The 22,400-nt window shown below is 46.0% G+C and carries 17 protein-coding genes; 10 read left to right on the forward strand and 7 right to left on the reverse strand.

Annotated elements, in window-relative coordinates; genetic code table 11:
- Positions 1-146: 146 nt before the first annotated feature.
- From HMPREF9439_RS03695 to HMPREF9439_RS03710, 4 genes are all read left to right on the forward strand, one after another.
- Positions 147-1,049, forward strand: coding sequence for a DMT family transporter (locus HMPREF9439_RS03695; RefSeq protein ID WP_244862378.1), 903 nt, complete (start codon positions 147-149; stop codon positions 1,047-1,049).
- 163 nt (positions 1,050-1,212) lie between these two features.
- The gene (locus HMPREF9439_RS03700; RefSeq protein ID WP_008810114.1) at positions 1,213-2,676 is read left to right on the forward strand and encodes a leucyl aminopeptidase; all 1,464 of its coding nucleotides are present in this window, start codon (positions 1,213-1,215) and stop codon (positions 2,674-2,676) included.
- A gap of 82 nt (positions 2,677-2,758) precedes the next feature.
- Positions 2,759-3,796 (forward strand): threonine aldolase family protein, encoded by a 1,038-nt coding sequence (locus HMPREF9439_RS03705; protein WP_008863752.1) that lies wholly within the window; start codon positions 2,759-2,761, stop codon positions 3,794-3,796.
- A gap of 384 nt (positions 3,797-4,180) precedes the next feature.
- A complete protein-coding gene (locus HMPREF9439_RS03710) occupies positions 4,181-4,414 on the forward strand; it encodes a hypothetical protein (protein ID WP_008863753.1) in 234 nt (77 codons plus the stop codon).
- A gap of 398 nt (positions 4,415-4,812) precedes the next feature.
- Here the strand turns inward: HMPREF9439_RS03710 and HMPREF9439_RS03715 are convergent, their stop codons facing one another.
- From HMPREF9439_RS03715 to HMPREF9439_RS03725, 3 genes are read right to left on the reverse strand one after another with little or no spacing between them, the layout of a single operon-like run.
- Positions 4,813-6,240, reverse strand: a complete 1,428-nt coding sequence (locus tag HMPREF9439_RS03715; RefSeq protein ID WP_008810111.1) for an FAD-dependent oxidoreductase — start codon at positions 6,238-6,240, stop codon at positions 4,813-4,815.
- The gene (locus tag HMPREF9439_RS03720) at positions 6,233-6,847 is read right to left on the reverse strand and encodes a response regulator transcription factor (protein WP_008863755.1); all 615 of its coding nucleotides are present in this window, start codon (positions 6,845-6,847) and stop codon (positions 6,233-6,235) included. The genes HMPREF9439_RS03715 and HMPREF9439_RS03720 overlap by 8 nt, the downstream gene beginning before the upstream one ends.
- Complete coding sequence (locus tag HMPREF9439_RS03725; protein WP_008863756.1) at positions 6,844-8,631, reverse strand: sensor histidine kinase; 1,788 nt, start codon at positions 8,629-8,631, stop codon at positions 6,844-6,846. Before HMPREF9439_RS03725 ends, HMPREF9439_RS03720 begins: the two co-directional genes overlap by 4 nt.
- 583 nt (positions 8,632-9,214) lie before the next feature.
- Here HMPREF9439_RS03725 and HMPREF9439_RS03730 point away from each other — a divergent pair.
- From HMPREF9439_RS03730 to nrfD, 3 genes are read left to right on the forward strand one after another with little or no spacing between them, the layout of a single operon-like run.
- Positions 9,215-11,791 (forward strand): molybdopterin-dependent oxidoreductase, encoded by a 2,577-nt coding sequence (locus tag HMPREF9439_RS03730; RefSeq protein ID WP_008863757.1) that lies wholly within the window; start codon positions 9,215-9,217, stop codon positions 11,789-11,791.
- Between the two features lie 3 nt (positions 11,792-11,794).
- Positions 11,795-12,373, forward strand: coding sequence for a 4Fe-4S dicluster domain-containing protein (locus HMPREF9439_RS03735; RefSeq protein ID WP_008810107.1), 579 nt, complete (start codon positions 11,795-11,797; stop codon positions 12,371-12,373).
- Positions 12,370-13,257 (forward strand): NrfD/PsrC family molybdoenzyme membrane anchor subunit, encoded by an 888-nt coding sequence (gene nrfD, locus HMPREF9439_RS03740; RefSeq protein ID WP_008810106.1) that lies wholly within the window; start codon positions 12,370-12,372, stop codon positions 13,255-13,257. Before HMPREF9439_RS03735 ends, nrfD begins: the two co-directional genes overlap by 4 nt.
- Before the next feature lie 106 nt (positions 13,258-13,363).
- Here nrfD and argG read toward each other — a convergent pair whose 3' ends face one another.
- From argG to HMPREF9439_RS03755, 3 genes are all read right to left on the reverse strand, one after another.
- Complete coding sequence (argG, locus tag HMPREF9439_RS03745; protein WP_008863760.1) at positions 13,364-14,701, reverse strand: argininosuccinate synthase; 1,338 nt, start codon at positions 14,699-14,701, stop codon at positions 13,364-13,366.
- 272 nt (positions 14,702-14,973) lie between these two features.
- A complete protein-coding gene (locus HMPREF9439_RS03750; RefSeq protein WP_244862379.1) occupies positions 14,974-15,654 on the reverse strand; it encodes a nucleotidyl transferase AbiEii/AbiGii toxin family protein in 681 nt (226 codons plus the stop codon).
- A complete protein-coding gene (locus HMPREF9439_RS03755; RefSeq protein ID WP_008863761.1) occupies positions 15,644-16,192 on the reverse strand; it encodes a hypothetical protein in 549 nt (182 codons plus the stop codon). Before HMPREF9439_RS03755 ends, HMPREF9439_RS03750 begins: the two co-directional genes overlap by 11 nt.
- A gap of 149 nt (positions 16,193-16,341) precedes the next feature.
- On the opposite strand from HMPREF9439_RS03755, the gene HMPREF9439_RS03760 reads away from it, so the two are divergent.
- Complete coding sequence (locus HMPREF9439_RS03760; protein WP_141555109.1) at positions 16,342-17,853, forward strand: FAD-dependent oxidoreductase; 1,512 nt, start codon at positions 16,342-16,344, stop codon at positions 17,851-17,853.
- A gap of 48 nt (positions 17,854-17,901) precedes the next feature.
- On the opposite strand, the gene HMPREF9439_RS03765 is transcribed toward HMPREF9439_RS03760, so the two are convergent.
- The gene (locus HMPREF9439_RS03765) at positions 17,902-18,321 is read right to left on the reverse strand and encodes a nitrous oxide-stimulated promoter family protein (RefSeq protein ID WP_008863763.1); all 420 of its coding nucleotides are present in this window, start codon (positions 18,319-18,321) and stop codon (positions 17,902-17,904) included.
- 196 nt (positions 18,322-18,517) lie between these two features.
- Here HMPREF9439_RS03765 and HMPREF9439_RS03770 point away from each other — a divergent pair, with 196 nt between their 5' ends.
- Positions 18,518-20,881 (forward strand): molybdopterin-dependent oxidoreductase, encoded by a 2,364-nt coding sequence (locus HMPREF9439_RS03770; RefSeq protein ID WP_008863764.1) that lies wholly within the window; start codon positions 18,518-18,520, stop codon positions 20,879-20,881.
- A gap of 127 nt (positions 20,882-21,008) precedes the next feature.
- Positions 21,009-22,382, forward strand: coding sequence for an MATE family efflux transporter (locus tag HMPREF9439_RS03775; protein WP_008863765.1), 1,374 nt, complete (start codon positions 21,009-21,011; stop codon positions 22,380-22,382).
- Positions 22,383-22,400 lie beyond the last annotated feature (18 nt).

A 22,400-nucleotide genomic window follows, 5' to 3' on the forward strand; every position in this document is an offset into this window, starting at 1 on the left:
AATATTCAGGAAAGTTTAGTCAAAAAATTCGCCCTTTTACCCTGATAAAAATATCGATCGAACAGATTCCTTGAAAATATTGTGATCCATAGTTTTCTATGCAAAAGATTTGACGGTTAAGATGTCTTTTTTTAGGAGGATGTTCGGTGCAGTCTCTTTGGATGGTGGTTGCGGCATTGTTTTATGCCTTTTATGCCGTATTCGTGAAATATTCCGGATTCGAAGGCATCGGTAGCTGGGAAATTCTCTTTTTCAGATCAATTTTCGGCGTTGTCCTCTTTTACGGCGTTATGCGTTTCAGTGGAATTACGCTTTCCACAACTCATCCTTGGCAGCATTTGATCCGCTCGATGTGCGGCACTCTTTCAATCATCTGCGGCATTTATTCCGTCTCTCATCTGAATATCGGACTGGCGATGACATTGAATTACACGTCGCCGTTGTTTGTCGGGGCTTACATTCTGACGACTTCCCTGCTCCATCACGCTCGAGTGAACTGGGGGCTGATGGCGATGGTGCTTTTCGGTTTTATCGGCGTCGTGATCATGCTCGGACCAACCATCGGACCGCATGAATACTATGCCGCTGTAGTGGGTTTAGCCGCGGGCTTTTTCACTGCAAATGCCACAACGTTTGTTAAGAAACTCGGCATGCTTCATGAGCCGGAAACACGAATTATTTTTTACCTTGTTCTGGTCGGTGCGATTTGCGGCCTCATCGGAACATTCCTCACCGGCGGCTTCCATCCCTGGAGCGTTAAGGGCGCCTTATACATTTTGGGACTTTGTATCTGTGCAACCGGCGGTCAATTCTGTCTGACCAGAGCTTTCTCCAGAGGCAATCTGGTTCTGTCGAGTTCTCTTCAGTACACCGTCATTCTTTTCTCAACGATTTTGGGAGAAATCCTTTTCCTCGAACCGGCGACCTTCCCTGTTATTTGCGGAATGCTGATTATTGTTTTCTCCGGATTGATGTCGAGTTACTTCGTTCGTCGGGAAAATAAGTTCTTGAAAGAAAAGGCAAAGGCCTCGCAATCAAAAACTGCCTAGTCTAAACCGTTATCTTTTTTTCTATCGCCGGCACTTCCTCGCTGAGGATGTTCCGGCGAATTTCTTCTAAGTTTGGTCCCTGAAATGCTCTCAATATTTCAGCACATCACTCCACTCTTCCTATAATGGAAAAATTGTTTGCGAATCATAAGGAACAAAAAATATGAAATTTTCAATGGTTAGCGGTGATGTTTTAAAGCTCGAATGCGGAGCTCTGGTTGTCGGAATTCCTGCCGGCGGTCTTACTCCGACTGCCGAAGCGCTCGATAAGGCTTCCGAAGGCGTCGTCTCTCGCTGGATTGAAGCCGGAGATATACATCCTTGCGTCGGCAAGGTTGCGGTTTTCCGCGACTTCCCCGGATGTAAGGCCGAACGTGTTGTGTTCGTCGGCTTAGGAAAATGCAAAGCCAGAGACTTCCAGCGTGTTTTAAAACTCGGTATCGACAATGCTTACCTTGGCAAAGAAGTCGTCCTGACCACCCTTGAGTGGCTGCCGGATGAAGTTCCTGAATGGATCGCCGAACAGTCCGGTTTTATTGCCTGCACAGCCCTTGATCGCCCTAAGAACTACAAAACGTTTGACATCAACTGGAAGAAGCCTAAAAACATTGACCTCTACGTTCCTGATGAAAACAAGGACGTTGAAAAAGCTTATGCCGAAGGCGTATCCGTCGGTGTCGGTGTTCAGATGGCTAAACAGTACGGAGATATGCCGGCAAATCTCTGCACACCGAAGTTTATGGCTGAAGAATGCATGAAACTTGCCGGTTCTCTGGGTCTTGACGTTACCGTCTTCGACGAAAAAGCCATGGAAAAACTGGGTATGGGATGCCTGCTCGGTGTAGCTAAAGGCTCTCACCAGAAACCTCGTATGGTGGTCATTGAATACCACGGCGGCAAGAAGGACGATACTCCGGTTGCTTTGGTCGGTAAAGGACTGACGTTTGACTCCGGTGGCATTTCTTTGAAACCCGCTAAGGGAATGGACGAAATGAAATACGACATGTGCGGCGCTGCTGCCATGATCGCTTCTATCGCAACCGCTGCAGCCATGAAGCTGCCGGTGAACATCGTTGCTGCCGTCGGCTTTACAGAAAATATGCCCGGAAGTTCCGCAACTAAACCGGGAGACATTCTCAAGAGCTATGCCGGCAAGACCGTTGAAGTTTTGAATACCGATGCCGAAGGTCGTTTGGTTCTCTGCGATGTTCTCGCCTATACCATCGATAAGTTCAAACCGAAGTGCGTTGTGGACGCAGCCACTTTGACCGGCGCATGCGTTGTTGCTTTAGGCAACGACATAGCAGGTTTGTTCTCCAACGATGAAGAACTGGCTGTGTCCCTCATGATGGCCGGCGACACTGCTATGGATCCGGTCTGGAGAATGCCTCTGGATATTTCCTTTACCAAGGCTTTGAAGAGCAACTTTGCCGATCTCGCCAATATCAGCGACTCTCGCGGCGCCGGTGCCTGCACCGCCGCTGCCTTCTTGGAAGAATTTGTCGGTGATACACCGTGGGCTCACTTGGACATCGCAGGTGTTGCTAATAAGAGCGGAAAAGAAAAAGGGTCAACCGGCCGTCCGGTTCCCCTTCTGATTAACTTCTTAAAAGATCAGGCTGAATAAAAAGCTTTGATTCGCCGCGGGGCTTCGGCCCCGTTTTTTGTCCTATTATTTCAAGCATTCCTCAACCTCTTCGTCTCTAAAAATGATCCGATTTGAATGCGACTACGCCGAAGGCGCCCATCCTAAAGTTTTAGAAGCTCTGGTTAAGACCAATTTTGAACAATCTCCCGGTTACGGAGCAGATTCCCATTGCGCACATGCTCAGGAACTCATTCGTGAAGCCTGTGAAGATCCTTTGGCCAATGTTTACTTTGTCACAGGCGGAACACCTGCCAATGTAACGGTCATAGCTTCGCTTTTGAGACCTTATCAAGGTTGTGTCTGCTGCAAGAGCGGTCATATCAATGTTCATGAAGCCGGTGCCGTTGAAGCGACGGGACATAAGGTCATTGGTCTGGAAGGCAAAGACGGAAAACTCTCTGCCGAAACACTCAGAAATTATCTTGAAAGCTATTGGGCTGATCCGACACATGAACACATGGTCCAGCCCGGCATGGTCTATATTTCCTCGCCCACTGAATTAGGAACTGTCTATTCCAAATCGGAACTTCAGGCTCTTTCTGAAGTTTGTCAGGAATTTGTGATTCCGCTTTATCTTGATGGCGCTCGTCTTGGCTACGGCTTACAAAGCCCGGGCAACGACGTCACTTTGGAAGATATCGATCGCCTGACCGATGTTTTCTATATTGGCGGAACAAAGGTCGGTATTTTGATGGGGGAAGCGATTGTATTTCCGAGAGGCAACGGCTTAGACGCCAATTTCCAGAGCATGATTAAGCAGAATTGCTCTATGCTCGCAAAAGGACGCCTCCTCGGCGTTCAGTTTGAAGCCTTATTTACAGACGGTCTTTACGAAGAAATGGGTAAACACGCCGTTGATCAGGCAATGAGAATTAAAGAAGCTTTTAAAGATAAAGGCTATCGTTTCTTAGTGGACTCTCCGTCTAATCAGCAATTTTTATTCCTTCCTCGAGATGCAAAAGACAAACTTTCTAAAGATTATGCATTTGAATGTGAAGGTAACGTCGGACAAGAGGAATTCTTAGTTCGTTTTTGCACAAGTTGGGCAACTCCGAAAGAAAGCGTAGATAAACTTCTTGAAAGTATTAAATCGCTGTAATTGTTAAAAAAGAGAAATTGAGGCCCTAATCGGCCTCTTTTTTTTATCTAAATAAAACAGAATCTGTTAATTTAATTACTTCCTAATAAAATAACATTTTAAATTAAATACTGGTATTTTATACAAATTCTATTTGATTATTGGTCTTATTAATAAAAATGTTATATAACAAAAACTAATGGTATTGAATTTGTTACGCCATTTTTTAACGCAAGTCGATATATCGTATTGGCAAAGGATAAGAAGTAGAGAATGCCAAGACGATGGTCTAAATTACAGAGAAGAATTTACACAATTTTTGATCTGAATATACGTTTACAGTTTCATTGTGCGATTTACAGAATTCCTGGCCATGTTGATTCCGTGTGTCCGAGATATTTTCTGATGCTGAATGATGAAATTATTTGGGACTGGCCAAAAGATTGTTCCGCCAAGCTGAACTACAAAGAAATGTATTTGGTTTATAGAAGTTCGGCAAGCGACATTTCAGATTTGATTAACGTTTATCTCAATGCGGACAGGCAATCATTCATTATACTCAAAGATGATTGGGAACTTTGGATATTTTCCGAGCTGCTGACCGTAGAATTGGACGAAGATAATGGGACGATGTTCTAGTAAATATCGATCCGAAAGTCTCAAATGCTGTAGAAAGGATAATCAGTGCCAGAATAAATACCGGTCAAATTTCTATGAAAAATAAAAATATTAACGGAGATGAAAATAACTGAAAAATTCTCTAGGGTAAAAGGCATTCCTCCTTTGTTAAATAAGGAGTGAGACATATATTGTGTAAAAAAAAATAATCTAGTGGCAAATATTTTCAGGAGAAAAAGTGAATTAGAAAGATAAATGAGAGGATTTCTCGAGGAGTAGAATCTTATTTAAATTGAGTTAATATTTTTGGAGAATATTAATCGAGCTCTAGTAATAAGTAATGTTTTAATTTTATCTTTCAATATTTCTAGGAGAAAGTTTTGAGTAATTAACTTTATCCTTTTAAATAGGAATGTAGATTATTTGAGATCCTTCTGTTTCTTCGCAATTTCCTCTCCTGCGATCTTTCCAAAAACAAAGCAGGAAATAAGAGAGTCTCCGCCTAAACGATCTCTTCCGTGAATACCTCCGGTGACTTCACCGACGGCATAAAGATTCGGAATCGGTTTGCTTTCTTTTCCGATGACTTGGCATTTTTTATTAATTTTTAACCCGCCGCAGCTGTAGTGAATATCAAACTGCTCTCGTCCGAAATAAAACGGCGGTTTATCAATTTTCTGGGTAAATATCTTCTTCCCAAAATCTTTATCTTCCCCCAGCTCTGCAAATTTGTTATACCGATCCAGGGTTTCTTGAAGAACTTTAGGGCTGACATGCATTTTCTTGGCCATTTCGGCGACGGAGTCGGCCATTCGAACTGTACCGGAGAGAAGTTTGGCATCTAAATCCAAACTCTTTTGTGATTGAGAATCCGTAATGACCCAGAATACTCTGTCCGGTAAATTCAGGTAGGCTTCTCCGATAGCCTTAACCCCTTTGCTTTCGTCGACGAAACGCTTTCCTGAACTGTCGACAAAAATATCTCCGCCCACATAGTTGAGCAGTCTGCCGCCTCTGAGCGGAATAAGCTGTATGGCCTCCATATCAACCGTCTGTGCGCCGGTTTTTTCTGCTAATAAAATTCCGTCTCCAGTGGATCCGTCAAAGCCTCTGCCCGTCGGATTCGCAGTTGTGAACAATGAAGCATCTAAGCGCTCATCGTATTTCAGACGCATGGGAACGTTTGCCGTGAAACCTCCTGTGGCAATCACAATATCTTTTGCTTGAAGATCTTCTAATTTCCCCTCTCGGGTTTTGACTCTTACTCCGATAACTTGCCCGTTATTTTCTAAAAGGCTAACCGCTTCAGTTCTCAGCCGTACCTTGACACCGAGGGAGCGAGCTTTTTGATTCATAATTCGAACGTACGTCATTCCGTTTCGTTTTTGACCGGCAGAATGCGCCCGCTGGAACTTTCCGCCCCACGCTTCGAAGACTTGGTCATCGAAAGGGATGCCGATTTCTCTTAACCAATGAAGAGTTGAATGAGCATTATTTACTAAGGTATTAACGAGTATTGGATCGCTTTGGAATTCTCCCGCTTCCATGATTTGTCTGAACCAAAGCTCAGGGCTGTCTTTGATGCCCTGCTTCATTTGAACTTCCGGATCGACTGCATTGACTGAGCCCCCGGAAAGTGCAGAATGTCCTCCTACGAAAGCCGCTTTATCGATAAGAAGAGTATTTTTTACGCCGCTTTGTGCAGCAGAAACTGCAGTCGATAAACCGGCTACCCCGATACCGATGATGATTAAATCGAATTTCTTTTCGGCATCTGACTGCGCAAAAACCGAAAGTGGAAAAGCAGCGAACAAACTCAAACCTGCTGCAAAGCTTCTTCTAAGCATTTAAAACTCCGATTTTGCGTAAAAACGTTGCCATCTCGACAGCGCTGGTGACATTAAGTTTGCTGCAGAGGTTTGCTCGGTGCATTTTTACGGTCCTCTCGCTGATACCAAGGCTGTAGCCTATGACTTTATTGAGCTCCCCTTTGGCGACTCCGAGAACGACCTCTTTTTCACGGGGCGTCAGAGAATCATAGATTTTTCGGAGTGTTTCTATCTCATTGCCGGATTCGTATTCTTCCATACTGGCCGTGACAGCTTTCTTGACAGCGGCTAGCAAGCGTTCGGGTTTAGCCGATTTTTGAAGAAAATCAGAAGCGCCGCGTTTTAAGGCGTGGACGGCCATGTCTAATTCTCCGTGTCCGGAAAGAAATATAATCGGAAGGAGGCAGTCCTTTTGATTCAGTTTAACCTGAAGCTCCATGCCGGTCATATCCGGCATACGGACATCCAAAATGATGCACCCGGGACGATTCATGTCGTCTTCTTCCAAAAAGCGATAAGCGCTGTCATACTCTTTGATTTCCAGACCCATCATGCTCAGAAAAAACGAAGAAGAAGATCGTGCATCCGCATCATCATCCACAATACGAACCAGCGGGGTTGTCATTTACATTCCTCCTTATCAATTACCACACGGCTGCAGATTCCGCCTTTCGGCAGTCTGATGAATTCCAGTTCCGCTCCGTGTTTATCTGCAATACCGCGGACGATCGAAAGACCGATGCCCATGCCTTCCGGTTTGACACTGTCTCCCAGTGTCTTAAGTCTGGCGAAGGATTTGTCATCAAGCGTCGGCCCGTTATCCGAGACACTCAAACACCAATGGCTGTCGTCGAGGCTTCCGATTTTTAAATCAACTATCGGCTTGGGTTGTTTTTCCACGGCGCTGCAGGCATTTTTAAGTAAGTTAATGATGAGCAGTTCGAGTTCCAGCGGATCGCCGACTACTCTAGCCTCTGAAGGTAAGTCAGAAGTAACCTCGACGTGCTCAAACTTCAGTGCCTTCAATACATTAAGTGCGCTTAAAGCAATGGCAGTTAAGTCACAGCTTTTCATTTCGCCCTTCTTTTGTTTTGCGTATCCTCTGACGCGTGTCACAATGCTTCCGATACGTTCGCTGTTATGTTCTAAAGAACCGATAGCTTGTTCCGTAACGGCATCAGAGAAGCCCTTTGACTTCAAATACACACGCAAGCCGGCCAAATAATTGTTAATTGCCATCAAAGGCTGTTGGACTTCGTGTGCGAGCATGCCCGACATCTGATTGATGACACCGAATTTTTCCATTTGTGCCAATCGGTTTCGAGAGTCCCGATATTCCTTCTCTATTTTTATTTGGCGATTCAGTGTTCGTCTTACTTGAAGCGTTCTTCTCGCAACTGTTCGTCTCAGGTATAGTGAGTTAAGGATTAAAAGAAGAAGCAAGCCACAGGTCAGTAAGATTTCTGTCTTGAAGCGCTTAAAGATGCCGGCAGGACTCCAATCTTTTAAATATTGGTAAGGCCCGAGCTGCAGATCTCGGAAAAGTTCATCCACTTTAGAGAACCGACTTGCAATCGTCCATTCATAGTCGTTGGTCGGCGGCATGCTGATCAAAGACGAAGTCACTTCCCACATGAGTTTCGGAGGAATATTCTCTCGAGCAGCAAAGACGATTCCGGGATAAAGATCTGTAGACCGCGCACACTTCAAAACATCCCTTGGTTTTTGCGAAATAACCTTGAAATCGGATGACTCAATAAGCCCCTCTTGAGAGAGTTCTTCCAAGACACAGGCTGAAAGGATCGCGACATCTGCTTCTCCTTGAATGAGCAGCATTAACGCATCAGGAAATTGAAAATGGGTAAAAACAGACCGCTTGAAGAATTTCTCAGGGTTCAGACCGTTTTTGAAGAGTTCGTGCTGTCCGACAAGCCAGCCGTCGAAAGAATTCGGCTGAGAGGCGGCAGCGACTTTACCCTGCAGGTCTTTGAGCTCAATGAGATCTGCTCTCTTAGCCAATGTAACGAAAGCTGCGCCCTCGGAAGCTGAAGGGTCGTCAGAGAGAATGGTTTTACGAGTGGCAATATGAACGATGCCTATAGAAATACTTAGTTCATGAAATGTACCTGCTGAACTGATGAGAAAATCAACCGGGTTGTTTTTTAATTCTTTTTCTGGGTTTACCGAATTCAAAGGAACGGCAACGAAGTGATAGTTGGGTAATTTTTGGTTGAGATATCGTAAGGTAGGTTCGAGTGTGGTCGTCGCGAACTCCGGATTAAAAGAATCAATAATGCCGACCCTGATATCCGTTTTGTCGGCTGAAAAACATATCGAGGCGCCCAGCGATAAGACGACGACAAGCAGCTTCAGTATTTTCTGTGCTCTTTTTCTTTTATTGAAGTACATCGCTTTCTATCTTATTTTTTAACTTTCCACATTCTGCCTGTGTGAAGAGGACATGCAAGGCCAATTTCTAGTAGTTTTTTAAATAAATATAACCCACCTAAAACTGATTATAAGCTTCACTATATTAAATTTTCTATAGGATTTATTCTCTGCGAATAACCCATTAGCATTTTTAGGGGATTTGCCTCAGTGAAGAAGAACTCGAGTCCTGAAGGAGGATTTTCTTACAGAAATAGAACCTCTGAGAACCTCAAATTTTGAATTTTGAGGATATTCCTAGTTCAGAAATTGTTCAAAAATCCCCGTCTTTTTCTTATTTAGTAACCCATTATTTCAAGCTGTATCTGATATGTTGCTGATTGTGACAGGATGATACCGGGGTAATAAAATTTTTAACTACTTAATTATTTGATTTATTATAAAAAATAATATTAGTCTACGACATATTAATGCAGCTAACGGATTAAAAATCGGCAGTCTAGTTCAAACGGTATAAGGGGATTTTCCGATTATTCAAATTCTTCGAGAAGCCTAGTATGCCAGAGCGTTAGGGACAAACCCCATTATTAAAAGGACAAAAATAATGTCAGTCGATTTCGTTAATCTTTCGATGACCAGAAGAAAATTAATTAAGGGAGCAGCCTGTTCGGCAGCAGCGGCATCCGCTCCCTCTCTGGTGAACCATGCATTTGCGGAACAAATTGCAAAATTAGAAAAAGAAGGATGGTCCAAACATCCGGTCGCCTGCACAATGTGCGGTGCTTACTGCGGCATCTTAGCGATGCGCAAAGAAGGCGAACCGATATCAGAAAAAACCGTTCGAATTTTTCCGAACCCCGGACATCCTCAGCAAGGTTACTGCGGCCGTTCTGCCGGCGCGATGTGGATCTGGAACCACCCTCTCCGTCTTCGCAAACCCTTAAAACGTATCGGGGAAAAAGGCGAAGGTAAATTTAAAGAAATTACTTGGGACGAGGCTCTAAACGAAATCGGCGCCAAAGTTAAAGATCTTGTCCAAAAGTATGGTGAAAGCTCCATCACAACAACATCTCATAATTTTCAGGGAATGAGCAAATGGCTGACTTTCCCGCTAGGTTCTCCCAATAACATCGGACACCAATCTTCCTGCAACGCTGCGGGTATAAATGCGCGCAACTGGGTTTTCGGTACCGGCTTCAGCGGTGCGGGAAAATTAGAACCTGACTACGAAAATCTGCGCTATCTCCTCCTGATCGGACGCACTATGGGAGCTTCGATGGGGGCTCTTCATACTTTGAATGTCGCCAGAGCAAAAGGGGCTCGCGTCGTTGCTATCGATCCGAAAATGCCGGACATTACCTACGGCGATGCCGAATGGGTTGCTATTCGTCCCGGCACAGATGACGCTTTTCTTTCAGCTCTGATCAATGAAATGCTCCGTACAAACACGGCTGATCTAGACTTTATTGAGAAAGGGACGAACGGAGCTTACCTGATCAAAGAAAACGGCCAGCCCCTTACTCAGGCTGAGGTCATTCAGGGTGGAGATAAAACGAAATATGTCGTCGCCTCCTCCGACGGACGCCTCTCTTTCAGAGGCATTCTAAGAAATGATAAAGGCATACCGACCGCCTTTGATGAGGATTCTTCCTTCAAGGCTGACCTGAATATGAGCGGATCTGTCAAGCTTGCAGATGGATCTTCCTGCCCGGTTAAAACCGCTTTTGTCATCATTAAAGAGACGCTTGCTCCTTATACCCCCGAAAAAAGCTCTGAAATTACCGGTATACCCGCCGATATGATTCGCAGAATTGCTCGAGATTTCACCAATCTCAAGGGGGTAATTGATGACGGGTGGTATACCTCTAAAAATGGTACAGATGTTCAGGTTTATCGTTTAGTCTCGATCGCAAACGCCTTTAACGGCAACATCGATATACCCGGCGGAATGATTGTTACGGCTGCTGCCGGTCTGAAGATTCCGAGTGTCTCCCAAGGAAAAGGTCCGAATGGGGAAACTTGGAGGATGGCTAAAGAAAAGCGCATCGATAAGATCATCTATCCGGAAGCCGAGGGCACTTTCAAAGTGGCTATGGAAGCTGTTCTGACCGGAAAACCTTACCCCATCAAGGCAGCCTTTTTTGTGGGCACAACGATGTTCCAAAGAGAAGCAAATTCTGAGGAGCTTGCCGAAAGGCTTAAAAAACTTGAACTTAGTGTCGTTCAAGACGTTCTCCCTCAAGAGATTTGCGATTACGCTGACTATGTCCTTCCTTCTACGTACTTCATGGAAAGAATGGAAATGTCGGGCGTAAAGTGGGCAAGAGACGGATCGATTTATCTTTCCGATCCTCAACTGAGTCCTCCTGAAGGCTGCGAGGCCCGTCACGATGTGTGGATTCTGCTAGAGATCCTCAGAAGAGCTTTCCCGGAAAGAGCTGCAAGAGTCGGATACAAGGAATGCAAAACAGCTGAAGAATTCAATGCTTACTTTGACGCATTCACAAAGAGAGGCTATGCCCAGCTCTTGGAAGAATGCGACAAAGTCAAGCCCGGTTGGTCTCGTCGGATTCACGAGGACATTAGAACGAAAGGCTGGTCGACGATTAAGATTAAAGAGTACGGCGTCTATCCCTATAAGAAACCCTTCGGAACGCCTTCCGGCAAAGTTGAAATTTATTCTTTCAAGAGTTTCGAAAAACCCGCATATGTGCGAGGAATTCCTCCTTTCACGGCACATATTCCTGCACCGGCTTTTACTCCGCCGAAGAGAAACAGTAACGAGTTTATTTTAGTATCCGGGAAAAACTGCACTTCCTGCTCCGGTCTCAGTATGTTTGCTCTTCCGTCTAAATACCTTGGAGACCGTACTGTTTGGATGAACCCGGAAGATGCAGAAAGACTGGGCATTTCTCATGGTGAAACCGTCGAAGTTGAAGGTATTGATACGGGCTATAAAGGGAATGCTCAAATTACTGTGACGAAGAAAGTTATATCAGGATCACTCTTCGCTTTCGGATTTTCAGGCGGTAATCGAATCAAACACTTGGCTGATCACCCCGATTATCAGTTCATTAAAGAAGGGATTAATTCTCACTGGTACGCCAAAGGTTATGCACAGCCCGTTTTCGGAACGGTTGCCAATAACAGTGCCGTACGCATCAACAAATTGAGAGGCTAAATCATGGTCGAAAAGAAAAAACAATTAGCGCATCTTTTTGATGCTACACAATGCATCAGCTGCGGAGCCTGTATTGTGGCCTGTTCTCAGACTAACTTTCCCGAAATGCATAATCGCTCTATTCCGGGCCGCGACTGGCTTGCTTCTAATATTCGCGTTTTTCGCTCGGAAGAAAGAAGACCTGTAAATCTGCTGGTTCAATGTCAGCATTGTTCGGACGCTCCCTGCGTTAAGACTTGTCCCTTCGGTGCTAATTACTACGACGAAAACGGTTTGGTTCGCAATGATCCGAACAAATGCGTTGGCTGCAACTACTGCGTAGCGAGCTGTCCGTATGATGCCCGCTGGTCTCATCCGGATAACGGACTTCCCATGAAATGCATGAGTGACGGATGCTTGAAATTGATTCAACAGGGAGAACAACCTGCTTGTGTTCAGGCTTGTCCGGCTCAAGCCCGTTTCTTCGGAGATGTGAAAGATCCGCAAAGCGAAATTTCTAAGAAGATCGCTTCCTGTCGTACCGAACTCCTTATGCCGAACAAAGGCACGAAACCTAATTTCTTTGTAGTGGTGCAAAAATGATTGATTTATCCACACTTACTCCTCAGCTTCAGGCAACTCATTGGGGATGGACGATTGCCTTATTTCTCTGGTTCATCGGGTTATCCGGAATGGGATTTTTCATTAACTATTGGGTTCGGCAAAAGAATTTTGTTTATGTTCTGACGTTCTGCGGAATTGCAGGTTTAGCATTGGTGACCAGTCATTTAGGACGCCTCAGCAACCTTCCGTTTGTGATTTTTTATGCCCTCCGGGACTTCTCCTTTAACTTCCAGTCCTGGATGATGATCGGAATAGTTCTTCTTTCCCTGCTTAGCGTCGGCTCTGTGTTTTATTCCATGATTTGTGCCGGAATTATATTTAAAGGCTCAAAATGGCAAAAATTAGCTCAGTCCAACGGATTTAATGCAGTCTTTTCCGTTCTCGGTGTTTGCAGCACTATTTATTCCGGATTCCTTCTCACGCAGGCTGTCGGAGTTTCACTGTGGAATTCGTCTCTTATCCCCGTTCTTTGGATTATGTCCGGCCTGACGAGTTCCATCGCCATGTTGGAACTGATGTCGGCAATGGGATTGGTTGATCACAAGTCTGTCGGCTGGTGTTCCAGAACATCTGTTTGGGTTGATACAGCTAAGCTCTTTGCGATTTTCTCCTTTGTTTATGTAGCGTTAGGTTCTGCTTCCATAGGTGCTCGAGCGGGCGCAGAGGCTCTTATTAGCGGGAACCAGGCCTTGATGTTTTGGATCGGGGGAATCACTTTCGGTACTGCTCTTCCTCTTCTGATCAATCTTATTACCCGAAGCCAAAAGGTGATAACAGGCGGTGCGATTTTTGCAGTCTTTGGTGCCTTGTTTTTAAGAGCTTCCATCCTTTTTTCAGGTTATTACGATTCTCTTAGTTTTTAAGGGGCCTCCGAAGGCAAGGAAACATCTTTGTACCTAGACGTTCCAAAAAAGAAAAATCCTTCCTGAGCCACAAACTCAAGAAGGATTTTTTTCAAAAAACTAAAAGTTAGTCGTTGTCTTTCGTGCCTTTAAGAAGAGGCATGGAACTGGAACTTCCGCCGATAAGACCAGCTTTGGAGTAAATGCCAAGCTTGTTGCGTGTATCGACGATGTCGAGATTACGCATGGTCAACTGGCCGATACGGTCAGAGGCTGTGAACATCGAATCGCCCTTTTCCATCGTGAGGCGTTCCGGTTCATATGTCAGGTTGGGGGAACGTGTATCAAGGATCGTGTAATCATTGCCGCGGCGAAGTTCGATATCGACTTCTCCTGTGATTGCACGAGCAACCCAGCGCTGAGCAGTTTCGCGGAGCATGATGGCTTGCGGGTCAAACCAGCGGCCCTGATAAAGCAGACGGCCTAGTTTAATGCCGTTGATTCTCCACTGTTCGGTCGTGTCTTCGTTGTGGATGCCGGTGACGAGACGTTCGAAAGCGATATGGAGCAATGCCATTCCCGGGGCTTCGTAAATACCGCGGCTCTTGGCTTCGATAATACGGTTTTCGATCTGGTCGCTCATGCCGAGGCCATGACGGCCGCCGATGCGGTTGGCTTCGAGCATCAGTTCAACCTTGTCGTCGTATTCTTTGCCGTTAAGGGCAACAGGAATGCCCTCTTCGAAACGAACAGTGACTTTCTCAGGCTTGATGTCGACTTCTTCTTTCCAGAACGGAACACCCATGATCGGTTCAACGATCTTCATGCTGCTGTCGAGGTGTTCGAGGTCTTTGGCTTCATGTGTTGCGCCGAGCATGTTGGAGTCGGTGGAGTAAGCCTTTTCCTTGCTCATCTTGTAGCCGAAACCGTTGTCGGCCAAGAACTGGCTCATTTCAGCGCGGCCGCCGAGTTCGCTGATGAACTCAACGTCAAGCCAGGGTTTGTAAATCTTGAGGTCAGGATTGGCAACTAAACCGTAACGGTAGAAACGTTCGATATCGTTTCCTTTGTATGTAGAGCCGTCGCCCCAAATGTTGACGCCGTCTTCGCGCATGGCGTTGACGAGCATAGTGCCGGTAACGGCACGTCCGAGCGGAGTGGTGTTGAAGTAAGTGACACCGCCGGTTGTGATGTGGAAAGCGTTGCTTTGAATCGCAGCGATGCCTTCGGCGACTAACTGTTCACGGCAGTCAACCAGACGGGCGATCGAAGCACCGAAGTCCATAGCCTTTCGAGGAATTGCCTCGTAATCGTCCTCATCAGGCTGACCAAGGTTAGCAGTGTAAGCGCAGGGGAAAGCGCCTTTCTTTTTCATCCAGAGCAAAGCTGTGCTGGTGTCAAGACCGCCGGAGAAAGCAATACCGACTTTTTCACCGATCGGGAGGGATTTCAGGATAGTTTCCATGACTTTATTAACTCTTCATTAACGAGGCTATGAACAAAATTTTGTTCGACGGGTGGTGTCGAACTCCAACATGACATTATGTCCAAAAGAAGCGGCTAAAACTCCAGTTGAAATATAAATTTTTTAGATTTTGCCTAAGTAGTTTCCTCAACTCTTCAAAAACGGCTAATTTTTCTTGTCGCGTTAACGTGAATCTGAAACTATATCTAAATGAATTTCCCAGAAATTTTCTCCATCATCCGATGCAGAATAAGCATGGCTAGTTTATTTATTCAATGACTAGCGTTTGTCTGTTGCTCTTCCTCATCTAATAATAGTCCAAGTTTTTCATGCATCTTTAGAAAACCTTCCGCTAGCCGATCTTTGTCAATAAGAGTATCTTGCTGTGTGGCAACCAAGTAATCGAATTGCTCTATTCCCTTGTATGACAATGTATCTCGAATCATACCTTTAGTCTGATGAGACAAGCCGTCAGAAAAATTATTAACAATGAAAGAGAGGTCGTAGAGGTCCCTTATCTTGTCTCTGCCTTGATAAGCCATTGCCTTCATCCGAGCCAAGGCATCAATGCCGTAAACCTTGATACCGTGAATTTGTGTCCAATCCTTTGAGGCTTCTTCCAGGCCGAGATTTTTATTTCTGTATGAAACTTCAATTTTCAAAGGATGTACGTCATTTCCGTAGTCAATGATGCAGCGCTTCACTGTCGCAGTATCTTTTGCAACTCGAAAATTTACACCGTGGTTCACGCAAAACCGTTTGACTATCTCTTTGATGTCTTGTTTCCGACCATCCAAATCAATATCTTCGGAGAAACGATCTAAACCATAACAAAGAGACAACGCTGTCCCGCCTTTAAGAACGAATTGATCCGTCTGTTTGTTCAAAAACAGTAGAAAGGCTTCAATAAAATTACCATGATTTGTCTGCCAATCTTTTTCTTCATCGGTCATATCCATGCTCCCTCAAGAAGTGCAGCCAAGGCACTCCATATTCTTTTCCAATGAATTCTTTGATTTTTAACCAGCGAGGCGAGTTTTTCAGCAGCAGCAATTTGGAAAAGACTTCAGGCGTATAACTTTCGTTGCAAATCAATTCGTTTTTCATGCCTTGTGCATAACCGAAGGCCCCATCGGCAACAAGGTCAAGAAGCGCTCGGATATGATTGGCGGCCTTGTGGTTCCCTGGATGCCCTGGCACAGAAGAATTGTCTTCAATACCGTAATCTCCGAAAACGGAGTCAGAAGACTCACGAACGGTCAAATTTTTCCATTGAATTCCAGAGGCGTGCCAGTCCCCACACGTCTCCAAACTGCATCTCAAATTTAAAGCATGAATTCCAGATATGTATTTCATTTCCATTTCCAAATGCTTCTGCTCTTTGATTTTAAACGTCTCTCGCTTTGTTCTTAAGTATGTTTCCTGCCGTTCAATTTGTACATCAAAATTTTGCGGTTTCGGATCATATCTTTCGTCTTCCAATTCCCACATTAAGCCATTTGATTTTCAGGTCGGTAAAAATATTGTTTTTTCTTCTCCAATTGACCCTCTAAATATTTACTCATTTACATCAGAAAAAGTCGGATCTAGAATTTCGTGCAAAGAAATTCATTAATAACAACCACCAAAAAGGAGAAAAAGTGCAGTTTTTTCGTAGAAGCATGCTTCAAGTAATGGTGTCGGGTGCACTTTGCTCGGCCCTCCCTTCTATCGCTTTCGCACAGACACAAAAGTTAGCACCTGAATATGACGTGATCGTCATCGGTTCAGGATTTGCCGGTCTAGCCGCTGCCATTTCGGCGGCTGAAAACGGAGCAAAAGTTGCCGTTCTGGAAAAAATGCAGGTCGCCGGCGGCAACTCTTCTCGCTCCGGCGGCATGATGGCTATTCCTGGCTCCTCCGTCCAGAAAGAACAAGGCATCGAAGATTCACCGGCTAAGCTCGCTGCCGATATGAAACGCATCGGCTTAGGTTTAGGCGATCCTGAACACATTAAAGTCGTGACAGAACACGCTGCTCCGACATTTGAGTGGACCAAGAAACAAGGCGTTGTTTGGCGCACCGACTTAACCGGCAAAGGCGGACACTCTGCTCGCCGCTGCCTGATTACTGAAGAAGGCACCGGCCAAGGCATCTTGATCCCGTTCATGAAAAAACTCAAGGAACTCGGTGTTCCTGTCTTGACTGGAATGAAGGTCATTCGTTTAGATAAGAATAAAGACGGTCGAGTCATCGGTGTCACGGCTCTTGAAGATTACAAGTTCGGCAAAGAAGATTCCGGCAAACCAGTTGAGATCAAGGCCAAAGACGGTGTGATCCTCGCCTTCGGCGGCTTCTCGGCTGACGTGGGTTATAGAACTCGTCTCGATCCGAAGTTAACCGGCAATCTGAAAACGACGAATCAACCGGGCGCTACAGCTGAATTGATGCGTGAAGCCAGCCGAATCGGAGCCAATATCATCCAGGCCGACTGGATTCAGTTCCTGCCGAACACTTCGCCGGACGAAGAAGGCATGGGTATGGGCTCGCATTTTGCCAGCGTCGGCGGCTCTCTGTACGGTTTATGGATCAACACCAAGACCGGCAAGCGTTTCACCGACGAATTCGGTGATCGCAAAACGACCACCGATGCTATTTTCAAAGTGCTGGATGCCGGTGGAAAGACAATCTCGGTTACGGACTCTGTCGGCGTTGCCTCTTTCAACAAAGTGCGTCCCGGCGCCATGGATATCTTGAGAAAGAACGGTGCGGTTAAGGAATACGCAACTCTCGATGACTTGGCCAAGGCCTACGGTATCAGTCCCGACGCTCTCAAACAGACCTTTGCCGAATTCAACAAGGCCATCGAAAGCGGAAAAGATACGGAATTCGGACGCAAACTCGATAAGGACATCAAGCCTTTGACGCATGCGCCCTACTACGTCTCTGAAATGAGCCCGAAGATTCACCATACGATGGGAGGCATCGCCACGGACACTTCGACCCGTGTCTTGTCAGTTGTTGACGACAAACCGATTCCCGGACTTTATGCAGCCGGTGAGTGTACAGGCGGCATCCACGGTGCGGTCAGAATTGGTGCAAATGCAGTAATGGACTGCTTGGTCAACGGCAAATTAGCTGGTGAAACCGTGATGAAAGACGCTAAAAAATAATATTAGCTATTAATAATTAGAGGGCTGCCGTAGAAAAACTCCGGCAGCTTAATTTTTTTCTTTTGCTAAAGGGTGCGGTTTGGCTGCAGTTGGTTTTTCCGGAGGTTCGCGGAAGAGCGCTAAGATATGCCTCATCGAAAGAATGGGATGCTTGAGCAGCAGCTTCGGACCGGAAAAAGCCATAATTTCTTTGGCCCTCTCCTTGTATCCTTTCCCATAGCAGTGGATATTGCATTTTGCGCAGACGGGCTTCTTCTCTCCGAACGGACAGCAAGCCAGTCTTTTCAGGGAATATAAATAGAACTCCTCGCATTCAGGACAGAGCCCTTCTTTGGTGTTGTGATGAGCGTGGCAGTAAATCTCGGTCATGATGCGAATCGTCTCAACATCCTTAGCGATATAAGGAAGTTTGAGCTGCTGTTCGCGTTTTTCGCTGAGATTTAACTTTTTAAGTTCATATTCCAACATCTGACACTCACCAAAATACAAGGAGAAATACAGAATCTTCAGGTCGAGCTTAGGAGCGACTGCTTAAAATTTTATTAAGTATTGAGAATGATTTGCATTTGAAAAAGTTTCAGAATGTTATTTCTCCGATTAATCAGGAAACCGTCAGCCATTCAACGCACAATACGATTATTCGACTGACAGAAAACACGTTTGTATGACCGAAAGCATCTCAGAAAAACTGAGCTCCGACGTCCGAGAAGGAACTTCCGTAACCCATTGGGGAATCGTTAAGACGACAGCTGTTGATGGCAAGATTTCTAAAATCGAACCGATTCCGGAAGACCGGCGCCCTTCTCCGAATTTAAAAGCTCTGGCGGAACTGCCTTATGCACCTTCTCGGATTCGTTATCCGATGGTGCGCGAAGGTTATTTTAAAGAAGGAATATCTTCAAGAGATCGCCGCGGAGAAGATAAATGGATACGAGTTTCTTGGGAGGAGGCGCTGGATTTGATTGCCTCCGAACTTAAACGTATCTATTCGGAGTACGGCCCGAGTGCTGTTTTCGGTCAATCTTACGGATGGAAGTCTCCCGGTACCGTAAATTCAGCCAGTACGCTTCAGAGGCGGCTGCTGAGTCTTTGCGGAGGTTATGTTTCCGGCGTCAATTCTTATTCAACTGCTGCCATCGGAACCATATTGCCTTATGTTGTGGGAACAGGCGATCCACAATCGACGGACTGGAATGTTGTTCTTAAAAACAGCAGAAGAGTTGTGTTCTGGGGCACAGATCCGATCGTCACAAACGATATTGACTGGTCTACAACGCTTCACAACTACTTCCCTTACTTGGAAAAACTCAAAACCTCTGATATCAAAACCATCGACATCAATCCGGTTAGAACAGAAACCGGCGAGTTTTTAGGCAGCGAATGGATCGCACCCAAGCCCGGAACAGATTGCGCCTTAATGCTCGGCATGATGTATGAACTCGAATGTTCAGGCAAAACGGATAAGAACATCCTTCAAAACTGTACTTCCGGATTTGAGGTCTTCCAGGACCACCTTCTCGGAAAGTCAGACGGAATTCCTAAATCGCCTGAATGGGCTTCAGAAATTACCGGTATCCCTACTGACAAAATCCACTCCTTAACTCATGAATTAGCGGACAACCGCACCATGATCATTATGGGATGGGGCATACAACGAATTCAGTACGGCGAGCAGCCGCATTGGATGGCATTCACCCTGGCAAGCATGCTGGGGCAAATCGGGTTGCCAGGCGGAGGCGTGGGCACGAACTACCACTATTCTTCCGGCGGCTGCCCTTTCCATATCGGCCCGATGATCGGAGGCTTAGCGTCTCGAGTAGAACCTGTGCTTCCGAGATTAAAGCCTTGGAAAGGAAGTGCTTATATTCCGGTTATGCGGTTTGCGGATTGTTTCCTGAACCCCGGAAAGACGATCGAACATAACGGTAAAAGACTTACTTACCCTGACATCCGAATGGTGATGTGGACGGGCGGCAATCCTTTTGCACATCAGCCCGAAACGAATCGCCTTCTCTCTGCTTGGAAGAAACCGGAAACCATCGTCGTCACCGATTGCTTTATGACGGCTACCGCTCGTCATGCGGATATTGTGCTTCCGGCACAAACCGTGTTTGAGCACAACGACATCTGTCCGATCGGCACTTACACGAACGACGGCATAGCAGCAAACCACGCAATGATTGCGCCGATTGGTGAATCTCGTTCCGATTACCGGATTTATTCAGAATTGGCTCGTCGTATGGGAGTGGAGCAGGAATTTACTCTTGGTCTAGATGAGATCGGATGGATTCAGGCGATCTACCAAGAAGCAAAGAATCGAGGCTTAAGCTCCGGAATCCAACTCCCTACCTTCGAAGAGTTCTGGTCAAAGGGCATCGTTTTTTATCCGGAAGATGAAACGAGCAAGGAGTTCGTAGCTTTTGAGGAATTTAGAAAAGATCCTGCAAACCATCCTCTTAGGACCGAGAGCGGCAAAATCCAAATCTTTAGTCCTAGGATCGCAAGTTACGGTTATGACGACTGCCGCGGATATCCGAGTTATTTTGAGCCGAGCGAATCTTTAAACAATAAGAAGAAGTATCCGCTGGCCTACATGTCTGGCAAAAGCGCTCACAGACTTCATAGTCAGTTAGACGGAACAACACATACAGCCTCGCATAACATCGGAGATCGAGAGCCGATATGGATTCATCCCGATAACGCTGCCGAGAGAGGAATTCAAACCGGTGATGTCGTTCTTGTTCGCAACGATCGTGGAAACGTTCTCGCCGGCGCCGTTGTTACCGATAAGGTCAGAAAAGATGTTGTTCTTATTCGTCACGGCGGCTGGTTTGAGCCGCAAAAACAAGCAGACGGCTCAACTCTGGATGTTCATGGCAACGCGAACACTTTGACCATGGATGTACCGACTTCGAAGCTTGCATGCGGCAACGTCGCCTCCTCAGGACTCGTCGAAGTAGAAAAATTCCAAGGCGTTCTGCCTACCGTCAAGATTAGAGAAGAGACTGTGCCTCAGCCTAAAGCATGACAATCTTTGTCCGATTTTCTTAATTAGATAATCAAGTGCCTGCGCCGAACTAAAACCGCGCAGGCTTTGTGTTTGTAGGAGTATTCTTATTTCTAACTCAAACAAACTATAAAAATAAGGATCGGTCATGGCTTTCTTTAGCAAGAATATCGACATGCTTAACGGAACCATCTGGGACAAGATGGTTGTCTTCGCAATCCCCCTAGCCCTGACCGGCGTACTTCAGCAGCTTTACAACCTTGCAGACGTTGCCGTTCTCGGACATTTTGTATCTAACGAAGCCGTTGCTGCCGTCGGTACTAATGTTCCGATTGTCGGTCTTATTGTCGCCTTCTGTATTGGTCTATCCATCGGCGCAAACGTTGTGGTTGCTCGGTATTTGGGCATGCGCAAATATGATGACGCGTCCAAGGCAGTCCACACGGCTTTTGCCACGGCTGTGATATTCGGCGTCATCGCTATGGTGATTGGAGAGCTTTGCTCCTCCATTTTGATGGTATGGATGCAGGTTCCTCCTAACGTTGTACGCCATTCAGAGATTTATCTTCAGATGTACTTGCTGGGGATGCCCTTCATTTCCATCTATAACTTCTTGTCTGCCGTCATGAGAAGCCAGGGCGACACCCAGACACCTCTGTGGGCCCTTTGTATCGCCAGCGTCTTTAACGCTCTGGGAGATTTATTTGTCGTTACCGTTGTCGACTGGGGTATCGGCGGCGTGGCATTGATGACGGCGTTAGCCAATCTGTTGGCATCCGGCATCCTTGTTTACAGGCTCATGCGCACAGACGGACCGCTCCGTCTTTATCCCAAACGCCTCTTCAAGATGGATAAGAAGGCCCTGCGCTCCATGATCAAAATCGGCTGGCCAGCCGGTTTGCAGAGTTCGGTTTTCTCCCTTTCTAACTTAATTATTCAGAGCGCCATCAACTCGTTGGGCGCTGATGTAATGGCGGCCTCCGTTGCAGCTTTCACGATCGAAATTAACTGCTACTGCGTGATTAACGGTTTCGGCCTGGCAGCAACGACGTTTATTAGTCAGAACTACGGCGCCGGCAATCTGGAACGCTGCAAACGAATTACTCGCGTCAACATGGCTTTGAATATCGGCATCACGGTGGTGTTGAGCGTTCTGATCTATGGCTTCGGCCGATATTTGCTTGGTTTCTTCACACAATCCGAAGAGATTATTTCTTTGGGTATGATTCGATTGCTCTGGGTCGTGATTCCCGAACCCTTGAACTCCGTTATGGAAGTTCTTTCCGACTCAATGCGCGGTTACGGTTATTCCCTGCCGCCTGCCATTATCACAGTAGTGGTCATTTGTACCATCCGAATCGTTTGGGTGTATTCGGTGTTCGCGGCTAAGCCGACCTATGAAATTTTGATGATGGTCTACCCGCTCAGTTGGCTCGTGACTTCGATCTGCCTGACGTTCCTCTACTTCAGATTCATGAAGCAGCTCCCGGCGAAGCGCTGCAGAACGGCCGTGAAAAAATAGTGTCGGAGGGATAATCCT

The sequence above is a fragment of the Parasutterella excrementihominis YIT 11859 genome (genome assembly GCF_000205025.1).
Taxonomy (GTDB): Bacteria; Pseudomonadota; Gammaproteobacteria; order Burkholderiales; family Burkholderiaceae_F; genus Parasutterella; species Parasutterella excrementihominis.

Coding starts and splice junctions, on each gene's coding strand:
- HMPREF9439_RS03705 (WP_008863752.1), top strand. CDS start 2,759: ATGATCCGATTTGAATGCGACTACGCCGAAGGCGCCCATCCTAAAGTT.
- HMPREF9439_RS03700 (WP_008810114.1), top strand. CDS start 1,213: ATGAAATTTTCAATGGTTAGCGGTGATGTTTTAAAGCTCGAATGCGGA.
- HMPREF9439_RS03715 (WP_008810111.1), bottom strand. CDS start 6,240: ATGCTTAGAAGAAGCTTTGCAGCAGGTTTGAGTTTGTTCGCTGCTTTT.
- HMPREF9439_RS03710 (WP_008863753.1), top strand. CDS start 4,181: ATGCTGAATGATGAAATTATTTGGGACTGGCCAAAAGATTGTTCCGCC.
- HMPREF9439_RS03755 (WP_008863761.1), bottom strand. CDS start 16,192: ATGTGGGAATTGGAAGACGAAAGATATGATCCGAAACCGCAAAATTTT.
- HMPREF9439_RS03720 (WP_008863755.1), bottom strand. CDS start 6,847: ATGACAACCCCGCTGGTTCGTATTGTGGATGATGATGCGGATGCACGA.
- HMPREF9439_RS03735 (WP_008810107.1), top strand. CDS start 11,795: ATGGTCGAAAAGAAAAAACAATTAGCGCATCTTTTTGATGCTACACAA.
- HMPREF9439_RS03730 (WP_008863757.1), top strand. CDS start 9,215: ATGTCAGTCGATTTCGTTAATCTTTCGATGACCAGAAGAAAATTAATT.
- HMPREF9439_RS03725 (WP_008863756.1), bottom strand. CDS start 8,631: ATGTACTTCAATAAAAGAAAAAGAGCACAGAAAATACTGAAGCTGCTT.
- HMPREF9439_RS03770 (WP_008863764.1), top strand. CDS start 18,518: ATGACCGAAAGCATCTCAGAAAAACTGAGCTCCGACGTCCGAGAAGGA.
- HMPREF9439_RS03775 (WP_008863765.1), top strand. CDS start 21,009: ATGGCTTTCTTTAGCAAGAATATCGACATGCTTAACGGAACCATCTGG.
- nrfD (WP_008810106.1), top strand. CDS start 12,370: ATGATTGATTTATCCACACTTACTCCTCAGCTTCAGGCAACTCATTGG.
- argG (WP_008863760.1), bottom strand. CDS start 14,701: ATGGAAACTATCCTGAAATCCCTCCCGATCGGTGAAAAAGTCGGTATT.
- HMPREF9439_RS03765 (WP_008863763.1), bottom strand. CDS start 18,321: ATGTTGGAATATGAACTTAAAAAGTTAAATCTCAGCGAAAAACGCGAA.
- HMPREF9439_RS03750 (WP_244862379.1), bottom strand. CDS start 15,654: ATGACCGATGAAGAAAAAGATTGGCAGACAAATCATGGTAATTTTATT.